Genomic DNA, 20,699 nt, shown 5'->3' with positions numbered 1-20,699 from the left:
TCTTTTATTGTCGTATTCGTCTTGATTAAATTTTCATGACACCGCCGGTGCTGGCCGAGGTGACGAGATGCGAATAACGGGCCAGGTAGCCTTTCTTCACCTTCGGCTCGAACCCTTTCCATGCGGCGCGGCGCGCTTCCATCTCCGCATCGTCGATCAGCACGTTCATCGTCCGGTTGTTCAGATCAAGCTCGATCAGATCGCCGTCCTTGACGAAAGCGATCGGACCGCCCTCGGCCGCTTCCGGCGAAACGTGCCCGATGCTGATGCCGCGCGATGCGCCGGAGAACCGGCCGTCGGTGACGAGTCCGACCTTGGCGCCAAGACCCATGCCGACGATCTGCGATGTCGGCGCGAGCATCTCCGGCATGCCGGGGCCGCCTTTGGGGCCTTCGTAACGGATAATGACGACGTGGCCTTCCTTGATTTTGCCGCTCGCGATGCCGGCCAGCGCCTCGTCCTGCGAATCGAAGCAGATCGCTTCGCCTTTCATATAGCCGCCGACCGAAGGATCGACCGCGCCGACCTTGATGATCGCGCCGTTCGGCGCCAGATTGCCGAACAGAACGGCGAGTCCGCCGCGCTCGCTGTGCGGGTTGTCGATCGGACGGATGACGTCGTGATTCGTGATCTCGTGGCCGGCTACGTTCTCGCGCAGCGTTTTGCCGGTCACCGTAATGCATTCGCCGTGAAGCGCGCCCTCCTTCTTGAACAGCTCGTTCAGAATGGCGCTGACGCCTCCGGCGCGATGCACGTCCTCGATATGATACTCCGACGCCGGAGCGATCTTGGCCAGATGCGGAACGCGCGACGCCACTTCGTTGATGCGCTCGATCGGGTAATCGATGCCCGCTTCATGCGCCAGCGCGAGCGTATGGAGCACCGTATTGGTCGAGCCGCCCATCGCCATGTCGAGCGCGAACGCATTGTCGATCGCTTCTTTCGTCACGATGTCGCGCGGCTTGATGTCCATCTCGATCAGCTTCATCAGCTGGCGGGCCGAACGTTTGACGAACTCGCGGCGCTCCGGATCGACGGCGAGAATGGTGCCGTTGCCGGGGAGCGCGAGTCCGAGTCCTTCGGCGAGGCAGTTCATCGAGTTGGCTGTGAACATGCCCGAACAGGAACCGCATGTCGGACAGCCGTATTGCTCCAGCTCCTGCAGCCCTTTTTCGTCGATTTTGCCCGCCTGATACGCGCCGACGCCCTCGAATACGCTCGACAGCGAGATCGAGCGGCCGTCGGACGTTTTGCCCGCCTTCATCGGGCCGCCGCTGACGAAGATGGTCGGGATATTGACGCGCAGCGCGCCCATCATCATGCCCGGCGTAATTTTATCGCAGTTTGGGATGCAGACCATCCCGTCGAACCAGTGCGCATTGACGACCGTTTCGACCGAATCGGCGATAATTTCGCGGCTGGCCAGCGAGTAGCGCATGCCGATATGGCCCATCGCGATGCCGTCGTCGACGCCGATCGTATTGAATTCGAACGGGACGCCGCCCGCTTCGCGAATCGCTTCCTTGACCAGTTTGCCGAATTCCTGCAAATGAACATGACCGGGAATAATATCGATATACGAGTTGCAAACCGCGATGAACGGCTTATTGAAATCTTCTTCCTTGACGCCGGCTGCGCGCAGCAGACTGCGGTGAGGCGCGCGGTCGAAACCTTTTTTGATCATATCCGAACGCATTTTTTTAGACGCCATGTTCGTTCCTCCTGAAATGAATGTCCATAAGAACAAGTCTATCACATCCATCGGCGGTTGACTACTACGGCTAAGGCCCGGGGGCGCCGCCGAAGACGGCGGGGCGGGCAGTAGCGGGAGGCTGGCCGCTTAAGGCCAGAACCGTTCTGAAAGTCGATGACGTCGTCATCCCGATACAGCCGGATCGCCTGCCGAACGGGCGCGGCGAAGCGCTGAGACAGGGCAGAGCCTGAACCGCGTCGTTCACTCGCTACAGCGTCAGCATATATCGCAATCAGCGCCGAAACCGCAGTCCGTCCACGGACCGCATCCCGTACGGGGTGCGGTTTTTTCAGCTATGCGGTAAGATGGAACAGATAAAACTTTTTTCAACAAGGCATCGTTAAAGCGAGTGAACAGGCGGCATGGCGGGAATGTTAGTTCCGCCTGCATGAGGTTAAGGAGTGATGGCATGAATCATCGCGTTTTAATTGTGGACGACGAACGGGAAATTGCGGAACTGATCGAAATCTATTTGCGCAACGAAGGGTTTGAAACGCGTCTGGCCCATGACGGGGAACAGGCGCTTGAGCTGTTCGAGCGGGAGACGTTTCATCTTGTCGTGCTCGACATTATGATGCCGAAGCTGGACGGGCTGGAAGTATGCAGAAGGCTGCGCCGCACGCAAATGGTCCCGATTTTGATGCTGAGCGCCAAAGCGGAAGACATGGACAAAATAATGGGGCTGATGACCGGAGCCGACGATTATATGGTCAAGCCGTTTAATCCGCTGGAGCTGATTGCCCGCATCCGTTCACTGCTGCGGCGCACGTATCAGTACAGCCAGCCGGCAGCGTCGGCCTCGGAAGATTCGTCGATCCGGATCGGGGCGCTGCGCATCGACAAGGCGACCCATACGGCTGAGGCTCACGGGAGACCGCTTCATCTGACGTCGACCGAATTCGGCATTCTGCATCTTTTGGCGAGCCATCCGGGCCGCGTGTTCAGCGCCGAGGATATCTTTCAGCAAGTATGGAAAGAAAAATATTTTGAATCGAACAATACGGTGATGGTCCACATCAGCAAGCTGCGGGACAAGCTGGAGCAGGAGCTGGGCGACAAGCTTATCGTGACCGTCTGGGGGGTCGGCTACAAAATCGATGGATAAAGTGACGGTCCGCATGATGGCGCGGCTGCTGCTGCATTTGGTGCTCAGCGCCGTACTTGCCATCGTTACCGAGTTTTTTCTCTTCGTCTTCGGAGATTGGGCGACAATGACGTTTACGCTGCTTCGCCCGCTGCGGGAAATCGCAAGAAGCATCATGTTCATGTTCAGCGATCAGCTGCTGTTCATCGTTCTCTGGATTATGCTGTTCGTGATGTATTTGCTGCTGCTGCAATGGCGCCATTTCCGCTATTTCAGCCAGATCGGCCGCGCCGTCAGCCATATCGCCGAAGGCCATTTCGACTATCAGATTCCGGTCAAGCAAAACAATGAGCTCGGGCAATTGGCGGCGAACACGAACTGGCTGGTCACCCAGTTGAAAAAGTCGCTCGACGACGAACGGCGGGCCGAGCAGACGAAAAACGAGCTGATTACGAACGTGTCCCACGATTTGAGGACGCCGCTGACATCGGTGCTCGGCTATCTCGGACTGATTGAGCAGGACCGCTATCGCGACGAGATCGAGCTGCGCCATTACGTCCAGATCGCGTATGAGAAGTCGAAACGGCTCAATGTGCTCATCAACGATCTGTTCGAGTATACCCGGATGCGCAACGATGCGGTGCCGATTCGCCGCGATCCGCTTAATTTGACCGAGATGCTCGGAGAGCTGCTCGTGCAGTATCACGTGCCGCTGCAGGAGGCCGGCATGACCGGTCATTTGCATGCGGTGGATAAAGTCGTGACGGTCAAAGGGGACGCGGTCAAGCTCGTGCGCGTGTTCGAAAATTTGCTGGCCAACGCGATTGCGTACGGCCGCGACGGGAAACGCGTGGATGTTTTCCTGAAGAAGGAAGAACCGTATGCGGTTGTCGAAATTGTCAATTACGGCGAGCCGATACCGGCGGTCGATCTGCCGAACATTTTCGACCGCTTCTACCGCGGGGACAAATCGCGTACTTCGCGCGCCGATTCGGGCGGCGGCTCGGGGCTCGGGCTCGCCATCGCCAAAGAGATCGTCGAGAAGCATGGCGGCGCAATCGGCGTCGCGAGCGACAGCACGAGAACGGCGTTCCAGGTTCGTCTGCCGCTGGCTCCGCGCGAGGAGCGGCAGACGGAGCAGGCGGTTCCCGCATCGCAGCAAGCCGGCAAAAAATGAATTTGCGGCCTAGGCCGCGGGAGAGGGGAAGACGGCACGATGAAAACGTCTCTGCTGGGTACGAAGACGATTACGCAAATCGGTATTCTGGTGCACGACATCGAAAAGACGGGCCAGGCTTACGCCGAGTTTTTCGGAGTGGAGAAGCCGCAGATCATCGTCACCGATGCGCCCGACATCGCCCGGACGGAGTATCGCGGCGAACGGTCTGAAGCCCGGGCGAAGCTTGCGTTCTTCGATATGGGCTCGCTGCAGCTGGAGCTGATCGAACCGGACCGCAATCCGAGCACCTGGCGCGAGCATCTGGACAAGTACGGCGAAGGGCCTCACCATATCGCGTTCGTCGTCGACGGGATGAAGGAAAAAATTTCGCTGATGGAAGGCCGCGGCATGCCGCTGCTGCAGAAGGGCGAATATACCGGCGGACGGTATGCCTATCTGGACTCGAGCCGCGAGCTGAAGGTGATTATCGAGCTGCTGGAGAATGACCGCTGACCGGGCGCCCGGCGATGTTTGAAAAATCTTAAGGAAATTTTATGATTTGCTTCAATTCTCCTTAAACCGTCCCTTGTACGATAAACGTAGTCGAAAAAGTACGGATGGCTGCGGGAGGATATCAGGATGAAAAAGTGGTTGTTAGTATTGGCGGCGGCCATGGCGGCCGGATTGTTCGTGATGACGGCATCCCTCGAAGGCAGACGGGGCAATGTGCCGGAAATAACGGCCAAATCGGCTTTGCTGATCGATGCGGCAACGGGAAACGTGCTGTTCGAACGCCGGGCGGACGAGCTTCTTCCGCCGGCCAGCATGTCCAAGATGATGACGGAGATCATCGTCTTCGATCACGTGCGCAAGGGCGAGCTTCAATGGGGCGACAAGGTGACGGCAAGCCCGTACGCCGCGGCGGTAACCGGCGCGCAAATCGGGTTCGGAGCCGGCGAGACGCTGACGGTCCGCGAGCTGTTCGAAGCGATGGCCGTCCATTCCGCCAACGATGCGGCGGTCGCTCTTGCCGAGCATATCGCCGGGTCGGAGCGGGAATTTGTCCGCCTGATGAACGAGCGGGCGAAGGAGATCGGCCTGTCCGCCGAGGCCCGCTTCGGCAATGCGACCGGCTTGAGCCCGTCCGATCTGGCCGGATTTGCGGAAGCGGCCGCCGACGAGGAGACGCTGCTGACCGCCCGGGATACGGCCAGGCTGGCCCGTTATTTGCTGCTCGCCTACCCGGAAATTCTGGATATTTCGCGGCGCAATGCCATTACGCTGACGAGCTTGCCGGTGAAGCTGGCCTCGACCAACCAGATGCTGCCCGGCATGCCCTACGCATATCCGGGCAACGACGGATTGAAGACCGGGTATACCGAACGGGCGGGGTACTGCTTCACCGGTACGGTCAAGCAGAACGGCAGACGGCTCATTGCCGTCGTTATGGGAACGGATACGGAGCAGGCGCGCTTCGTCGAGGCCGAGAAGCTGTTCCGGTACGGCTTCGATACGAAGCCGCTTCATCTCGCTCTGTTCCGTCTGGAATCGCGCATTCAATTTGCGGCGTCGGCGTTGACTTCCATGTGGACGGCCTGAAGGCGAGGCAGGTACCGGATTGGAATACGAACGAAATGTTTTTCCAGGCTCACCCCGATCCTTATGGGATTGGGGTTTTCTTATTTATGAAGCGGTCGATTGAATATCGAATAGTGCGAAAGCCTTATGGAGACGCTTTGAAAAACGCCAACAACAAGCAGACGCTTGAAAAGCCTCTCCAGTGCTTGCCTGGGCCAGGCCATAACAGCCGCAACCCTTTCAGATTGACCGTCCGCCCGTTCAACGGTATACTTTTAGCGACAGAAACGCATTATCGTAACCGGGGGCGCGATGGATGACTGATGGAGTGAGGGCATGAACGACAGACGACCGAACGCCGAAGAGGCGGATGCGATCAGAGTCAGGCTGGATGAAGCGTTTCGAAGGGTGAGACGGCTCATTCAGGCGGAATGGAACAAGCATAACGAGCTCGGGCTCGGATTTTCCCAGGGGCGTCTGCTGCTTCTGCTGGCCGAAGGCGGACCGCAGAAAGTAACGGCGATCGCGGAAACGCTCAACATTACAAACGGAGCGGTAACCGGCGTTGCCGATCGCCTGATCGAGCTGGGCTTGGTCAAACGCGAGCGCGGAGAAGCCGACCGCCGCGTCGTCCTGTTGGATATAACGGATGCGGGACGGGAGCTTGTCTCCTTTATATACAAAAAACGGATTCAACTGATGAACCGCCTCTTTCGAGACATGTCGATCGAGGAAATGACGGAGTTGATCGGTTTTTTCGAGCGAATGGTACGCAATCTTGAAAGCGAAGAGGACGATCCGTCCGACGAAACGTAACGAATAATTTATACCGGCTGTCCAGCCGAAAACCTCCGGAACCGGTTGCCGCAAACGGTACGGAGGTTTTTTATTGTTCGTTAAAGACGAAAAATCCGTTGCTTTCCGGAAAAGATTGCGGTACAATGAACCGTGATTTTATTTAATACATTGTGCTAAATAAGAGGTGGACGCATGATCGGCTGGTTGATTGTCGCTTGTGAAATCGGATTCTGGGTATTGGTGCTGGCGGGCTTATTCGCCAGATATATGATGCGGCGGCCCAGGCTGGGCGGAATTTTGCTGCTGCTCACGCCGCTAGTCGATCTGTTTCTGCTTGCGTTTACCGTCATCGATATGAAGAACGGAGCGGAAGCGGGCGTGTTTCACGGGCTGGCGGCCGTTTATATCGGGGTGACGGTCGCGTTCGGACACCGGATGATCCGCTGGGCGGACGAGCGGTTCGCCTACCGCTTTGCGGGAGGAGAGAAGCCGCGGAAAGCAAGCAGATACGGAAGCGAACGGGCGCGCGCGGAGCGTGCGGGCTGGTACCGCCATCTTCTCGCCTGGGCGATCGGCACGGCGCTGATGATGGGCATGATACTGCTTGTCGGAAATCCGGAGCAGACCGGCACGCTTCTCGCCCAGGCGCGGATCTGGACGGTTGTGCTGGCCATCGATTTCATCATCAGCTTCAGCTATACGATCTGGCCCAAAAAAGAAGAACGACGCGCATAGCGATGAGAAGTCGGGCAACATATTCAGATGAGAAGACGTAGATGTTGTGCGGTTCTAGAAAAGAAAGGAACAGACGTTCACGAAATTGAAAGGGGATTATTGGAGAAGCAAGCTCCCATTGCGGAATATGATCTCTACGTTGACAAAGAAACGGGATAAGGCGAACCGATTCCGACTGGGAGCATAAACATATAATCACTACCTATGAATAAACATACCCCGTCATTCATCTCCAAGTGAAAGACCGGCTTCATATCGAAACGCGGTATTAACCTGAGCCGTCCCTGCCGGGGGGCGGCCGGGCGATCCGCAACCTAAGGGTCCGCCGCGGATGGCGGCGGGCCTGATTTTCTCGCGCTTAGACGGGGACGACGAAGTTCCCCGGCCATCGCCACAGTATGCCTTCCGGCTAAGACGCTTTACCGAAAACTGCAAAAGTGCAGGATTTTTGGCCCGAACTGACGACGTTTGAGCCAAATCCTGCAAAGATACAGGAATTTTTATACGATTTTTGCTGATTTAGCCTCAAATGGAAAAAATACTGCACAATTGCAGCAATTTTTGCGTTTTGGCCATTTTCCGCCCGAAAAAACTGCATTTTTGCAGGTTTTGTTCATTCGGCGCACCAAGCCAAATGTGCCCCGGGCGAAAAGATCGCCGTGTTTGCCGGGAAGTACGGTTGCAGCAGTTCCTCATCCACACGGGGGCGTTTTTTTCCTTTTCCGAGATAATTTTTCCCTTCCCTAAAGAAACTTTGCGGTCTCTATATCGGTCAATGTCCGGACAGGCATTAATGTCATCCTTTAAAGCATCTTGCGATAACAGGCTGAACTGCAATTTGCCAGTTGTCCGCCGGTCCTTTCTTTGTGTACAATTTGAATGTGAAAAGGTTTACATTCGCCAATGGTCCATTTTTGCGCGATGCATCAGCCAACAGAGAGGGGCGGTTTCCATGTATGACATCCTGATCGTGGACGACGAAGCGGTCGTCCGGGAGATGATTCTTGAGCTGATTGACTGGAACAGCCACGGTTTCAACTGCGTCGGCCATTGCGAAAACGGAATGGAAGCGCTTGAGGCGGCGATCAGGCATCGTCCCGACGTCGTACTTACCGATATTTCAATGCCGTTCATGGACGGTCTGGAGATGGCCCGCCGGCTGGCGGAGGAGCATCCCCGCTGCCGGATCGTCTTTCTGACCGGATATGACGATTTCGAATACGCCCGGCAGGCGGTCAAGCTCGGAGCGGACGATTATATTATGAAGCCGATTACGGCGGCCGAGCTTCGTGCGCTGCTGGATCGGCTGCGGACGGAGCTGGATGAGGAGCGTTCCCGGCTGGAGGATATGGACCGGCTGCGCCGGCAGCTGAACGAAAGCTTTCCGCTGCTTCGGGAGCGCTTTCTCGAGCGGCTCGTCATCACGGGCATGCGCAGCGGGGAAGCGGAAGAGAGGCTCGCCTATTTCGGGATTGGGCTTGACGGCCCGGACTATATCGTGCTCGCGGTCGACCCCGACCGCTTCCGGGAGCGCGACGGCGCCGAAGACCGGGAGCTGCTGCGCTTCGCCGTGTTCAACATCGTGCAGGAATTGGCGGGAAAGCAAGCCCGGTCGGCGGTATTCCGCAGCCGCGAGGAACGGGTGCTCGCCGTCTTGTCCGGCTTCCCGTCCGACGAATTGGAGGAGCGCGCGCAGCAGCTGGCCGAACGGGTTCGCGATGCGGCGGAGACGTATCTGAATATTACGGTGACGGTCGGCATCGGCCGTTCGGTCGGCGCGCTGCATGAGCTGCGCCGTTCGTATCTGGACGCCGTGACGGCGCTGGAATACCGGCTGCTGCTCGGCGATAACCGCGTCATCAGCATTACGGATATGGAAGGCCGGGAGAGTGCCCGGTTTTTCGATACGGCGAAATGGGAACGAAAGCTCGTATCCGGCATCCGCACCGGCAACGGCGAAGAAGCGGACGAGGCGATAACGGAGACGTTCGCCCATTTGCGAACGGCGTTTCCGACCGTCGAACGCTGTTACATCCAGATTCAGAAAATGATCATCGCGCTGATTCAGACCGTTGCCGAGCTCGGCGGAGACGAGACGGAGCTGTTCGGCCGCGGGACGAATCCGTTTGCCGACGTCTACGCCCGCAAGACGCTCGACGAGATCGAAGAATGGCTGAAGGCGGCTTGCCGCCGCGCAATCGCCGCGGTAGCCGCGGCCCGGACCGATTTTTGCCGGCTGCAAATGTTGAACGCGGAAACGTATATTCGGGAACGTTACGGCGATCCGGAGCTGTCGCTCAAGGCGATTTGCCAGCATCTGCATATGAGCACGAGCTATTTCAGCGCCGAATTCAAGCGGCATACCGGCAAGACGTTCATTGAATATGTAACGGCCGAACGAATCGCCAAAGCGAAGGAGCTGCTTAAATTTTCCGATTTGAAGACTTACGAAATCGCGGCCAGGGTAGGCTATAAGGACCCGCATTATTTCAGCATGATTTTTAAGAAGGCGACCGGGGAGACGCCGAAGGAATATCGGCAGAAAGCGGCTTCGGAGTGATGGCGCGCATGAAATGGTTACCGTTCAAAAGCATTCAGACCAACATGGCGGCGGCGTTCGCGAGCCTCATTCTGCTGACGGTGCTGCTGCTCAGCTTTATCGCCTACCGCTTGTCCACGTCGGCGGTCAGAATGACCGCGGAAGACTATACGGCTGAGCTGGTCCGCCAGGTTAACGCGAACATCCGGACCTATGTCGACAATATGCACACGATATCGTCGCTGGCGCTGAACAACCGCGACGTCCGCTCGTACATTGCGGGCGCCGATTCGATGCCGAAGGAGAAGCGGAAGGAGACCGAGGAGCAGATTTCGGAGTTTTTTCATTCCATTCTGATCTCCCGGAAGGATATCGCCTCGATTAACATTTTCGGCTATGACGGTTCGTTCGTCTCCGACCGGCGGGACGCGGTGCTCAATCCGTACGTCAGCATCGCCGGGCAGTCATGGTACAAGCTGGCCAAAGCCGCCGATGGCGACGTCGTCATCTCGTCGTCGCATGTCCAGCCAATATTCAAGGACGAATACCGCTGGGTCGTATCGCTCAGCCGCGAGCTCCAGCGTGAGGACGGCACGGGCGTCGGCATTTTGCTTGTCGACCTCAATTTCAACGTCATGAACGATATGCTGACGCAAATCGATTTGGGGCAGCGGGGCTATGTCTTCATCGTCAGCCACGACGGCAATCTCGTGTACCATCCGCAGCAGCAGCTCGTGTACAGCGGCTTGAAGAGCGAACGGATTGACGACGTGCTGCGCCAGGGCAGCGGCAGCTTCATGACGGACGAAGGGAAGCAGAGCCGGATCTACACGATACAGGATACGGGATTCGGCTGGAAAATCGTCGGCGTTTCGTACGTCAGCGAGCTGGTCGGCAACAAGCGGCAGATGGATTTGTCGCTGGTCTTGTGGGGCAGTTTTTGCCTGCTCGTCGCGATCGCGCTGTCGGTGCTGCTGTCCCGCAAGCTGTCGCGGCCGATCAAGCGGCTGCAGGAGCGGATGCGGGAGGTCGAACGCGGCAATCTGGACATTTACGTGCCGCCGGACAGCCAGCGCGAAATCGGCCTGCTTGCCCGCACCTTTAATATGATGGTGGCCCAGATCAAGGAATTGATGAGCCAGGTGGTGCGAGAGCAGGAATTCAAGCGGCAAAGCGAGCTTAACGCGCTGCAGGCGCAGATCAATCCGCATTTTCTGTACAATACGCTCGATTCGATCATCTGGATGGCCGAAGCGAAGAAGTCGGAGGAAGTCGTGCTCATGACGTCCGCGCTGGCCCGCTTGTTCCGCAGCTCGATCAGCAAGGACCAGGAGCTGGTGCCGATCCGGACGGAAATCGAACATATCACGAACTATTTGACGATCCAGAAGATGCGCTACAAACACAAGATCGATTACCGCATCGAGGTCGATCCCGCCATTCTCGACTGCCGGACGATCAAGGTGCTGCTGCAGCCGCTCGTGGAAAACGCGATTTACCACGGGTTGAAAAACAAATACGGCAGCGGTCTCATCCATATCACCGGCGAACGAATCGGCGACCGGATCGTGTTTCGGGTCGCGGACGACGGCGTCGGCATGGACGAGGAGACGCTTGGCCGGATATTGCGGCCGGACGGCCGGAAGGCCGAAGGGAGAGGCATCGGCGTCGCGAACGTGCACGCGCGGATTCAGCTGCATTTCGGCAGAGACTTCGGTCTGTCCTACGAGAGCGAGCCGGAGGTCGGCACGACGGTAACGGTGACCATTCCGGCGATCGAGCCGGATGCGGGCGAACATGCGGCGAACAGCGGGCAGCAATCCGAGACGGAGCGCCGGGAAGACGGCGACCGGCCGGGTTCGGGCAAACGTGCGGCGGACAGCGGGCAGCAATCCGAGGCGGAAGCGGCGGATTCCGACGGGGCGTCCGGCGGAAAGGAGGAGTCGCGGTGACAGCCAGATTCGGACGATTGGGCAGGCTGCTGGCGCTGCTGGCGCTGCTGGCGCTGGCGGCCGCGGGAGCGGCCTTCTGCTATGCGGCGGTCCGCTTTGCGGATTTAAGCGGCGGGAACGGCAAGCCGCGCATTACGGTCATTATTAAAGAATCGAAGTCGATGGAGTTTTGGCAAGTATTCGCGGACGGAGCGGAGACGGCGGCCAAAGAATTCGATGCCGACATCGAGGTGATCGGGCCTGAGAAGGAAACCGATATCGACGAACAGATTGCGATGATGGAGGCGGCAGTCGCCCGGAAGCCGGACGCGATCGTCCTGGCGGCCACCGACTTCAACCGGCTTGTGCCGGCCGCCCGGCAGGCCGGCGACGCCGGCATACCGCTCATTATGGCCGACTCGGGGATCAACAGCGATGTGCCGAAAAGCTTTATCGCGACGGACAATGTGGCGGCAGGGGAGAAGATCGGCGGTTTGATGGCGGAGGAACTGGCCGGCCGCGGCGGCAAAGTCGCCATTATAAGCTACGTCCAATGGACGGCGACGCAGCTGGACCGGGAGAGAGGCGTGCGCAACGTGCTGGAAGCGACGCCGGGCGTTGAAATCGTCGGCACCTTCTACAGCGACGGCATCGAGCGCAAAGCCTACGAGATGACGCTGGAACTGCTGAAGGAGCATCCCGATCTGAAAGGCATCGTCGGGCTGAACGAGGCGTCTTCGGTCGGTCCCGGCAAAGCGCTTCGCGACGCCGGTGCCGCCGGCCGCGTCAAGCTTGTCGGCTTCGACAGCTCGATCGAAGAGGTGAAGCTGCTCGAGGAAGGGGTCATGCAGGCGACGGTCGTGCAGCGGCCTTTCAATATGGGGTATCTGGGCGTCAAAACCGCGGTTCAGGCGATTCGGGGCGAGAAGGTGCCGCGCGTGATCGACACCGGCGCTGTCGTCATTACGAAGGCGAATATGTACGAGGACGAAAATCAGAAGCTGCTTTTCCCCTTTGTGGGAGAGTAGCTTTTTTTCTTTTGCATGAAAATAAGATATTCGACTTTTTGTGGAAGTTATTCTATTTTTCAATCGGCTGTATCCGCTTACAATTAGGGAACAGAAAGCAAATTTCGAAGTCGCACCCGGATTCGATACCACCGGCAGCGAAGAATGAACGAGGTGATCGCATGAGCGAAATATTGGTCCGGATGGAAGAGATCAGCAAATCGTTTCCTGGCGTCAAGGCGCTTGACCGGTGCCGGTTCGAGCTGCGCGCCGGCGAAGTGCACGCGCTGGTCGGCGAGAACGGCGCAGGCAAGTCGACGATGATGAAAGTGCTGACCGGCGTATATACGAAGGATTCCGGTACGATCCAGTACAAAGGCCGCGAGTTTGCGCCGGCGAATACGAAAGCGGCGCAGGACGCGGGCATTATCATGATCCACCAGGAGCTGAACCTGGCGCAGGATCTGACCGTCGCGCAGAACATCTTTATCGGCCGCGAGCCGCGTCTGGCCGGGCTGTTCATCGATGAGAAGCGTCAGGAACGGATGGCGCAGGAGCTGCTGGACCGGCTGCACTTGAACGTCAGCCCCCGCACGCCCGTCTCCGAACTGACGGTGGCCAAGCAGCAGATGGTGGAAATCGCCAAGGCGCTGTCGTTCAATGCCCAGGTGCTCATTATGGACGAACCGACGGCGGCGCTCAGCGATTCGGAGATCGAAGACCTGTTCGCCATCGTGGAGCAGCTCCGCCGGGAAGGGGTGGGAATCGTTTATATTTCCCACCGGATGGACGAATTAAAGCGAATTACGGACCGCATTACGGTTATGCGCGACGGCGCCTATATCGATACGGTGAATACGGCCGACGTGACCAGCGATCAAATCATCTCGATGATGGTCGGCCGCGAGTTTTACCACAGCGTCCGTACGGACATCGTATCTGACAGCGGTGAGGTCGTGCTCGAAGTGAAAGGGCTGAACCGGGGCAAAACGCTCAAAAATATCCATTTTCAGCTGCGCAAAGGCGAAATTCTCGGATTCGCCGGCCTGGTCGGGGCGGGACGGACCGAAGTGGCGAGAGCGGTTTTCGGGGCGGACCCGATCGACTCGGGCGAAATTTACATCCGCGGCAAGCAGGTGACGCTGCGCAGTCCGTACGACGCGGTTCGCCACGGCATCGGCTATTTGTCCGAGGACCGCAAACGTTTCGGCTGCATCGTCGATATGGATGTCAAGACGAACGTCGCCATCGCCTCCTACCGTTCGTTCGCCGGTCCGCTCGGCATGATGAAGGACGGAGCGATCGCCAGGTCGGCGGAGCAAATGGTGGAGAAGCTTCGGGTCAAGACGCCGGGAATCGGCCAGAAAGTCAAGTTTCTGTCCGGCGGCAACCAGCAGAAAGTCGTCATCGCCAAATGGCTGGCCCGCAACTGCGACATCCTGATCTTCGACGAGCCGACCAGAGGCATCGATGTCGGCGCCAAAAGCGAAATTTACAAGCTGCTCGACGAGCTTGCCGCGCAAGGCAAGTCGATCATCATGATTTCGTCGGAGCTGCCGGAAATATTGCGCATGAGCCATCGCGTCATCGTCATGTGCGAAGGGCGCATCACCGGCGAACTCAGGCACGATGAAGCGTCGCAGGAGAGCATCATGCGGCTGGCCACGAAGCACATGGCGTAAGCAAGACCATACAAAGGGGGAAACCGGACATGAATCCGTCTGTCGCAACGAACAAGGCATCCCGTTCCCGTATCCCTTCGGGAGCGCTTCAGCAGCTGCTGGCTTTCGCCAGTCTGATCGTCCTTATTATCGTATTTTCGGTATCTTCGAGCAATTTTCTGCAGTTTTCCAATATCGTCGGCATCTTAATGTCGACGGCGGTTATCGGCGTGCTGGCGCTCGGCTCCACCTTCGTCATTATTACCGGCGGCATCGATTTGTCGGTCGGTACCGTTATGACGCTCAGCGCCGTCATGACCGGGGTGTTCATCACCTTCTGGGGAATGCCGGTGCCGATCGGCGTAATAGGCGGCATTCTGACCGGCGCGCTGTGCGGCTTTTTGTCGGGCGTGTTCGTCTCGAAGCTGAAAATTCCGCCGTTCATCGCTACGCTGGCGATGATGATGGTCGCCAAAGGGCTGGCGCTTGTCATCTCCGGCGCGAAGCCGATCTACTTCACGGATAAGCATGCGGAAGGCTTTTCGAAAATTTCGCTTGGCAGCGTGTTCGGCGTGCCGTTTGCCGTCTTCATCTTTTTCGGCGCAGCCATTATCGGCAGCATCTTGCTGTCCCGGACGATTATCGGAAGATACAACTTCGCGCTCGGCAGCAATGAGGAAGCGACCCGGCTGTCCGGGGTCAACGTCAACTTCTGGAAAATCGTCATCTACACGATTACCGGGACATTCACCGGCCTCGCGGGTGTGCTGATCGCTTCGCGGCTGAACTCGGCGAATCCCGCTCTCGGCCAGGGCTATGAGCTGGAAGCGATCGCGGCCGTCGTCATCGGCGGCACCTCGCTGAGCGGCGGCAAAGGGACGATTACCGGAACGGTGATCGGCGCCTTGATTATGAGCGTATTGACGAACGGGCTTCGCATCTTGTCGGTTCCGCAGGAATGGCAGACGGTCGTCGTCGGCCTGGTCATTCTGCTTGCGGTGTACACGGACATTTTGCGTCGCCGCAAATCGGCGTAACGGTCCGGCGCAGCTATCCGCCGTCATCGGCATGACGGGCGGCGGATGCAAATGCCGCTTTCAATTGGCGGCAACGGATCATTATCTGTATACATTGCGAAAAGGGGAGACTAAGGATGAAGAAAAGAACATTCGGCAAATTCGTCACGGTCGCGTCGGCGCTTGCGCTGTTCGCGTCGCTTATGGCCGCATGCGGGAGCAATTCGGAAAGCGCTCCCGGAGGAGAAAGCGCTTCCGGCGGCAACAGCGGAAAAATGTACATTCCGATCGTGTCCAAAGGATTCCAGCACCAATTTTGGCAAGCGGTCAAGCAGGGCGCCGAGAAGGCGGCCGCGGAGCTGGATGTGGAAATTACATTCGAAGGACCGGAATCCGAATCCCAGGTCGACAAGCAGATCGAAATGCTGCAGGTCGCGCTGGACAAGAAGCCGGCTGCCATCGGCTTCGCGGCGCTCGACAGCAAGGCGTCCATTCCGCTGTTGCAGCAGGCGAAGGCGAACAACATCCCGGTCATCGCCTTCGATTCCGGCGTCGAGAGCGACATCCCGGTCGCCACGGCCGCTACCGACAATATCGCCGCAGCCGCTCTGGCCGCTGACAAAATGGCCGAACTGATCGGCGGCGAAGGCGAAGTCGCCATGATCGTGCACGACCAGACGAGCCGCACCGGCGTCGACCGCCGCGACGGGTTCAAAAATCGGATCGAGGAGAAGTATCCGAACATTAAAATCGTCGACATTCAGTACGGCGGCGGCGACCATCTGAAATCGACCGACCTGGCGAAAGCGATTATGCAGGCTCATCCGAATCTGAAAGGGTTTTTCGGCGCCAACGAAGGCTCGGCCATCGGCGTCCTGAATGCGGTAAAAGAGATGAATAAGCAGGGCAAAATCGTCATCATCGGCTATGACTCCGGCAAGCAGCAAATCGACGCCATCCGCAACGGCGAGATGGCCGGCGCGATTACGCAAAACCCGATCGGCATCGGTTATGAAACGGTGAAGGCGGCCGTTGCGGCGGCGAAAGGCGAGAAGGTCGAGCCGAACATCGACACGGGCTTCTTCTATTACGACAAGTCGAACATGGATGACGAAGAGATCAAAGCGGTGCTGTACGAGTAAGATTGAAGGAATGAAGGCAAGAAAGGAATATCCGAACGGCAGCAGAAGAGGAGGCCGCAATGGAATTTTATATCGACACGGCGGATCTGGCGCAAATTAAAGAAGCGATGTCATGGGGCATTCTGGAGGGCGTGACGACCAACCCGTCGATCGTCGCCCGCGAGAAGCGCGGTTTCGAGGAATTGATCCGGGAGATCGCCCGGGAGACGCCGGGCAAAGTCTGGTGCGAAGTCATCGGCACGGACGCCGACACGATGGTGGAGGAAGCCCGCATGTTCCGGAATTGGGCGGATCGCGTCGTCGTCAAGCTGCCGATGGGCGCCGAAGGCGTCAAGGCGGCGAGCCGCCTGTCCAAGGAAGGAATCGAGACGAACATGACGCTCGTCTACTCGGTCGGGCAGGCGGTGCTGGCGGCCAAAGCGGGCGTCGGGTATGTCAGTCCCTATCTTGGTCGGGTTGACGATGTGGCATGGTCCGGCGCGACGCTGATCGGCGGCATCGTCGAGACGTTCGCCCGTCTCGGCTTGCCGACGAAAGTGATCGCCGCCAGCGTCCGCGGGCCGCAGCAGGTGCTCGATATGCTGAACCTCGGCGTGCACGCGGTGACGACGTCGTACTCGGTATGGGCGGCGATGATGAAGCACCCGATGACCGATATCGGACTGGAAGGCTTCTTGCGGGACTGGAAGGAAGCCGGTTTGTAACGAACCGGCGCAAGCGGAAGCGGCTGGCCGGTTCCGGCTGCAGGGGATCTGTCGTTCCCCCGGCCGGAGCCGGCCATTCGCGCTTTGACGGAATTACAGGACGAGGCTGACAAGGGAGGCTTGACGATGTCACGCTACATCATGGCGCATGATTTGGGAACATCCGGCCACAAATGCTCGGTGTTTGACTTGAACGGACAAGCGGTAGCTACAGCGTCTCTGTCTTATCCGACGCATTATGGCGACCGCGGCGAGGCCGAGCAGCATCCCGACGATTGGTGGGACGCGGTCGTACGGACGACGCGCGCCGTCCTGGAGCGCGTCGAGCCGTCCGCAATCGCCGCGGTCGGCTTCAGCGCCCATATGATGGGCGTCTGCCCGGTGGACCGGTCCGGCCGTCCGCTCGGACGGGCGATCATTCATGCGGACACCCGCAGCGCCGGGTTGGAGTCCGAGGCGTTCGCCCGGATGGACGAGGACCGTTTCTACGAGCGGACCGGCAACCGGATCGACAGCCATTATCCGCTGCTCAAGCTGATGTGGCTGAAACGGAACCGCCCCGATACGTATCGCGCGGCGGCGTATTTCCTGCAGCCCAAAGACTATTTGGTCTTTCGCATGTCCGGAACGCTCGGCATCACCGATTTCTCCGACGCTTCGCTGTCGGGTATGTTCGCCATCGGCAGCTGCCGCTGGGACGACGACATTTTGTCGGCTTTCGCTATCGACCGGGCGAAGCTGCCCGATATCGTCTCGTCGGCGACAGTGGCGGGAGGTGTGACGGCGGAAGCGGCGGCGGCGACCGGGTTGGCCGCCGGGACGCCGGTCGTGCTCGGCGGCGGCGACGGCTCGTGCGCCGCGCTCGGCGCCGGCGCGATCGCGCCGGGGGACGCTTATGTCTATCTGGGGACGACGGCCTGGGTGTCGCGGGCTTCCGCCTCGCCGATCGCGGACAAGGAGAAGCGGATCTTCACGATGTGCGGCCCGGAGGCGGGATTGTACTATGCACTCGGGACGATGCAGACGGCCGGCGCCGCCCATCAGTGGGCGGTGCGCGAGCTCGGCTCGCGCGAGGCGCTGCTGGCGGAACGGGACGGCCAATCGCCTTACGGACTGATCGAGGATGAAATCGCCCGGATTCCCTGGGGTTCGGACGGCCTCCTGTTCCACCCGTACTTGCTGGGCGAGCGGTCCCCGATATGGGACGAGGAGGTGCGCGGACTGTTTTTCGGGCTGGACGCCCGTCATACCCGTTTCCATATGCTGCGCGCCGTTATGGAGGGCGTCGGCTATGCGCTCCGGTCGATCGCCGAGCCGCTGCAAGGGCGGGAGCCCGCCGCTTGCTATACGGTTATCGGCGGCGGCATGAAAAGTCCGGCCTGGCGCGCGATTATCGCCTCCGCCCTGGACGCGCCGATCCGCGTGCCGGCGCAGACGGAGGAGGCGACGTCCCTCGGAGCGGCGATGTCGGCCGGCGTGGCGGCCGGCATCTATTCCGGCTATGCCGATGCGCGGCGCCGGTTCGCCGGGGAGGTCCGCGAGATCGTGCCGCAGGCCGACCGCGAGCGGGTGCTCGCGGGATACAGTCTATTCCGCGAGCTGTACGCCAGGCTGCGCGATTTGTATCCGCGGCTGCGGACACTGCGCGCATAATGCGCGGCCGGCTCTGGGCCGCAAACGGGATGCGGCCGGCCGTAAACGGGGGCCGCAGCCGGGTCGTGGCCGGGCCGCAGACGACCGCGAACGGGTCGGAGCCGGCCACAGACAAGGCCACAAAATGGTCACAGACCGGCCGTAGCAGGGCCGCAACGTGCCGCCAACGGCCACAGCCGAACCGCAAACGGGCCGCAGCCGGGCCGCGAACGGGATGCAGCCGGGCCGTAAACGGGGGCCGCAGCCGGGTCGCCAACAGCCGCAGACGAGGCCGCAGTCGGGCCGCGCCGCGCCTTCGGGCGTCCGGCGCGGCCTGTCTGCGTTGCGCCGTACGGACGCCGCCATGCGCACGCCGCCGGGCCTGGCGGTCCGCCTTCGCTTTTTTTCCGCAGGCGCCGGCTTCCCCTTTTGTCCAAGACGGGTCCATGCGTTATACTAAATGAGCAACCATTCACCGGCAAGAAGCGGAGGAATGAAACGCTCGTGTTCAGACTGAAGGAAATAAGGGCGGCAGGCGTACTGGCTGTCGACGAGCTGGCGATTCCCGAAGGCCGAGTCGTCTGCATGACAGGAGAGAGCGGCAGCGGCAAAACGACGCTGCTGAAGCTGCTCAACGGCATGATGCCTTACGACTCGGGGGAAATCTATGTAAGAGGCGAGCCGTTGTCCGCCATAGATCTCGTGGCGCTGCGCCGGCGCGTCATTATGTCGCCGCAAAACGCGGTCCTGTTCGGCTCCACCGTGCGCGACAATTTGCAGGCCGGGCTCGGCTTTTCCGGCCGGCAGCCGGCATCGGCGGAGGCGCTGCGCGAAGCGCTGGAGACGGTCTGCCTGCTCAAGGAGCCGGACGACAGGACGGATACGCTGTCCGGGGGCGAGAAGCAGCGGCTGGCACTGGCGCGCGTGCTGCTGATGGAGCCGGAAGTGTGGCTTATGGACGAGCCGACGTCGGCGCTCGACGAACGGACCTCGCTGGAAGTGATGGCCCGGCTTGTGCGGCGAATGAAGGCCGGCGGCCGGACGATCGTCATGGTTACCCATTCGCCGTCCGTCGTCCGCTCGTTTGCCGAATTTCTCATCGAAGTTCGGGCCGGACGGGTCGTCCGGGCGGAAGAGGTGAAATCGTGAACGGACCGATCGACCTCGAATGGTACCGGCTTGCGGCCGCTTATTTGTTCGTGCTGCTGCCGCTTGCGATCGTCAAGTGGAAAGGCATCAACCGCGAGCGGGATATTGCCGTCGCCGCTTTCCGCATGACGGTGCAGCTCATTCTGGTCGGCTACCTGCTGCAATATGTGTTCGTCAACGCCCATCCGCTCTATACGATCGTTCTGGTCGGCATCATGGTCGCCTTTTCGATCCGCACCGTGCTGAATCGGGCGAAGCGCAAGGCCGGCCCCCGGCTGCGGCGATGGATCGCGCTGTCGATGATGACGGGCATCCTGTTCAGCATCGCCTATTTTATCCTCGTCATCATCGGGCTTGAGCCGTGGTATGAGCCGCGCTACGTCATTCCGATCGCCGGGATGATCGTCGGCAATTCGATGACCGGGATAGCGCTCGGCGTCAATACGCTGATGGAAGGCATGGAAAGCCGCAGGGCGCACATCGAGGCGGCGCTTATGCTCGGGGCCACGCCGAAGCAGGCGTGCCGGGACATCGCCAACCAGGCGTTCGACGATGCGATGCTGCCGACGATTCATTCGATGCTCGGAATGGGCATCGTGTTTCTTCCCGGCATGATGACCGGCCAGATTTTGGGCGGCGCTTCGCCGCTTGTCGCAATCGAGTACCAAATTGCGGTCATGCTCAGCATGCTCGGCAGCGTGGCGCTGTCCGCGCTGATGTTCGCCCAGTTCGGCTACCGCTTCTATTTCAATTCGCGGCAGCAGCTCGAAAGCGGCGAATCCCCAGTTCAATGAAGGAAAGGCGGAATGAA

The 20,699-nt window shown here is 59.5% G+C and carries 17 protein-coding genes; 16 read left to right on the top strand and 1 reads right to left on the bottom strand.

Annotated features, from left to right (window positions below):
• Window positions 1-25: 25 nt before the first annotated feature.
• A complete protein-coding gene (gene ilvD, locus ABEV74_RS03230; protein ID WP_062492026.1) occupies window positions 26-1,711 on the bottom strand; it encodes a dihydroxy-acid dehydratase in 1,686 nt (561 codons plus the stop codon).
• 451 nt (window positions 1,712-2,162) lie between these two features.
• On the opposite strand from ilvD, the gene ABEV74_RS03225 reads away from it, so the two are divergent.
• The 16 genes from ABEV74_RS03225 (at window position 2,163) to ABEV74_RS03150 (ending at window position 20,682) form a co-directional block, all read left to right on the top strand.
• Complete coding sequence (locus ABEV74_RS03225) at window positions 2,163-2,858, top strand: response regulator transcription factor (RefSeq protein WP_213529757.1); 696 nt, start codon at window positions 2,163-2,165, stop codon at window positions 2,856-2,858.
• Window positions 2,851-4,014, top strand: a complete 1,164-nt coding sequence (locus ABEV74_RS03220) for a sensor histidine kinase (RefSeq protein WP_430143404.1) — start codon at window positions 2,851-2,853, stop codon at window positions 4,012-4,014. Before ABEV74_RS03225 ends, ABEV74_RS03220 begins: the two co-directional genes overlap by 8 nt.
• A gap of 39 nt (window positions 4,015-4,053) precedes the next feature.
• Entirely contained in the window at window positions 4,054-4,509 is a 456-nt protein-coding gene (locus ABEV74_RS03215) for a VOC family protein (protein WP_430143402.1), read from the top strand.
• A gap of 126 nt (window positions 4,510-4,635) precedes the next feature.
• Complete coding sequence (locus ABEV74_RS03210; RefSeq protein WP_430143400.1) at window positions 4,636-5,595, top strand: D-alanyl-D-alanine carboxypeptidase family protein; 960 nt, start codon at window positions 4,636-4,638, stop codon at window positions 5,593-5,595.
• 315 nt (window positions 5,596-5,910) lie between these two features.
• Entirely contained in the window at window positions 5,911-6,390 is a 480-nt protein-coding gene (locus tag ABEV74_RS03205) for a MarR family winged helix-turn-helix transcriptional regulator (RefSeq protein WP_062492035.1), read from the top strand.
• Window positions 6,391-6,564: 174 nt separating this feature from the next.
• A complete protein-coding gene (locus ABEV74_RS03200) occupies window positions 6,565-7,107 on the top strand; it encodes a hypothetical protein (protein ID WP_213529750.1) in 543 nt (180 codons plus the stop codon).
• Window positions 7,108-8,059: 952 nt separating this feature from the next.
• Window positions 8,060-9,667, top strand: a complete 1,608-nt coding sequence (locus ABEV74_RS03195; protein WP_430143397.1) for a response regulator — start codon at window positions 8,060-8,062, stop codon at window positions 9,665-9,667.
• Window positions 9,668-9,675: 8 nt separating this feature from the next.
• Window positions 9,676-11,598, top strand: coding sequence for a cache domain-containing sensor histidine kinase (locus ABEV74_RS03190; protein ID WP_430143395.1), 1,923 nt, complete (start codon window positions 9,676-9,678; stop codon window positions 11,596-11,598).
• Entirely contained in the window at window positions 11,595-12,605 is a 1,011-nt protein-coding gene (locus tag ABEV74_RS03185; RefSeq protein WP_430143393.1) for a substrate-binding domain-containing protein, read from the top strand. Before ABEV74_RS03190 ends, ABEV74_RS03185 begins: the two co-directional genes overlap by 4 nt.
• A gap of 161 nt (window positions 12,606-12,766) precedes the next feature.
• Complete coding sequence (locus ABEV74_RS03180; RefSeq protein WP_430143391.1) at window positions 12,767-14,266, top strand: sugar ABC transporter ATP-binding protein; 1,500 nt, start codon at window positions 12,767-12,769, stop codon at window positions 14,264-14,266.
• Between the two features lie 29 nt (window positions 14,267-14,295).
• Window positions 14,296-15,282 carry an ABC transporter permease gene (locus ABEV74_RS03175; protein ID WP_062492045.1) on the top strand — a complete coding sequence of 329 codons (987 nt, stop codon included), beginning with the start codon at window positions 14,296-14,298 and terminating at the stop codon, window positions 15,280-15,282.
• Between the two features lie 116 nt (window positions 15,283-15,398).
• Window positions 15,399-16,403, top strand: coding sequence for an ABC transporter substrate-binding protein (locus ABEV74_RS03170; protein ID WP_062492047.1), 1,005 nt, complete (start codon window positions 15,399-15,401; stop codon window positions 16,401-16,403).
• A gap of 59 nt (window positions 16,404-16,462) precedes the next feature.
• Window positions 16,463-17,107 carry a fructose-6-phosphate aldolase gene (fsa, locus tag ABEV74_RS03165; protein WP_430143388.1) on the top strand — a complete coding sequence of 215 codons (645 nt, stop codon included), beginning with the start codon at window positions 16,463-16,465 and terminating at the stop codon, window positions 17,105-17,107.
• 126 nt (window positions 17,108-17,233) lie between these two features.
• Entirely contained in the window at window positions 17,234-18,760 is a 1,527-nt protein-coding gene (locus ABEV74_RS03160) for a xylulokinase (RefSeq protein WP_430143386.1), read from the top strand.
• Between the two features lie 483 nt (window positions 18,761-19,243).
• Window positions 19,244-19,888: an ABC transporter ATP-binding protein gene (locus ABEV74_RS03155; RefSeq protein ID WP_430143384.1), complete on the top strand. Its 645-nt coding sequence runs from the start codon at window positions 19,244-19,246 to the stop codon at window positions 19,886-19,888.
• Window positions 19,885-20,682 carry an ABC transporter permease gene (locus ABEV74_RS03150; protein ID WP_213530353.1) on the top strand — a complete coding sequence of 266 codons (798 nt, stop codon included), beginning with the start codon at window positions 19,885-19,887 and terminating at the stop codon, window positions 20,680-20,682. Before ABEV74_RS03155 ends, ABEV74_RS03150 begins: the two co-directional genes overlap by 4 nt.
• Window positions 20,683-20,699 lie beyond the last annotated feature (17 nt).

This window comes from Paenibacillus cisolokensis, from assembly GCF_050481165.1.
Taxonomy (GTDB): domain Bacteria; phylum Bacillota; class Bacilli; order Paenibacillales; family Paenibacillaceae; genus Paenibacillus_AH; species Paenibacillus_AH cisolokensis.
This window is presented reverse-complemented; position numbering and strand designations above follow the sequence as displayed.

Coding starts and splice junctions, on each gene's coding strand:
- ilvD (WP_062492026.1), bottom strand. CDS start 1,711: ATGGCGTCTAAAAAAATGCGTTCGGATATGATCAAAAAAGGTTTCGAC.
- ABEV74_RS03225 (WP_213529757.1), top strand. CDS start 2,163: ATGAATCATCGCGTTTTAATTGTGGACGACGAACGGGAAATTGCGGAA.
- ABEV74_RS03220 (WP_430143404.1), top strand. CDS start 2,851: ATGGATAAAGTGACGGTCCGCATGATGGCGCGGCTGCTGCTGCATTTG.
- ABEV74_RS03215 (WP_430143402.1), top strand. CDS start 4,054: ATGAAAACGTCTCTGCTGGGTACGAAGACGATTACGCAAATCGGTATT.
- ABEV74_RS03210 (WP_430143400.1), top strand. CDS start 4,636: ATGAAAAAGTGGTTGTTAGTATTGGCGGCGGCCATGGCGGCCGGATTG.
- ABEV74_RS03205 (WP_062492035.1), top strand. CDS start 5,911: ATGAACGACAGACGACCGAACGCCGAAGAGGCGGATGCGATCAGAGTC.
- ABEV74_RS03200 (WP_213529750.1), top strand. CDS start 6,565: ATGATCGGCTGGTTGATTGTCGCTTGTGAAATCGGATTCTGGGTATTG.
- ABEV74_RS03195 (WP_430143397.1), top strand. CDS start 8,060: ATGTATGACATCCTGATCGTGGACGACGAAGCGGTCGTCCGGGAGATG.
- ABEV74_RS03190 (WP_430143395.1), top strand. CDS start 9,676: ATGAAATGGTTACCGTTCAAAAGCATTCAGACCAACATGGCGGCGGCG.
- ABEV74_RS03180 (WP_430143391.1), top strand. CDS start 12,767: ATGAGCGAAATATTGGTCCGGATGGAAGAGATCAGCAAATCGTTTCCT.
- ABEV74_RS03175 (WP_062492045.1), top strand. CDS start 14,296: ATGAATCCGTCTGTCGCAACGAACAAGGCATCCCGTTCCCGTATCCCT.
- ABEV74_RS03170 (WP_062492047.1), top strand. CDS start 15,399: ATGAAGAAAAGAACATTCGGCAAATTCGTCACGGTCGCGTCGGCGCTT.
- fsa (WP_430143388.1), top strand. CDS start 16,463: ATGGAATTTTATATCGACACGGCGGATCTGGCGCAAATTAAAGAAGCG.
- ABEV74_RS03160 (WP_430143386.1), top strand. CDS start 17,234: ATGTCACGCTACATCATGGCGCATGATTTGGGAACATCCGGCCACAAA.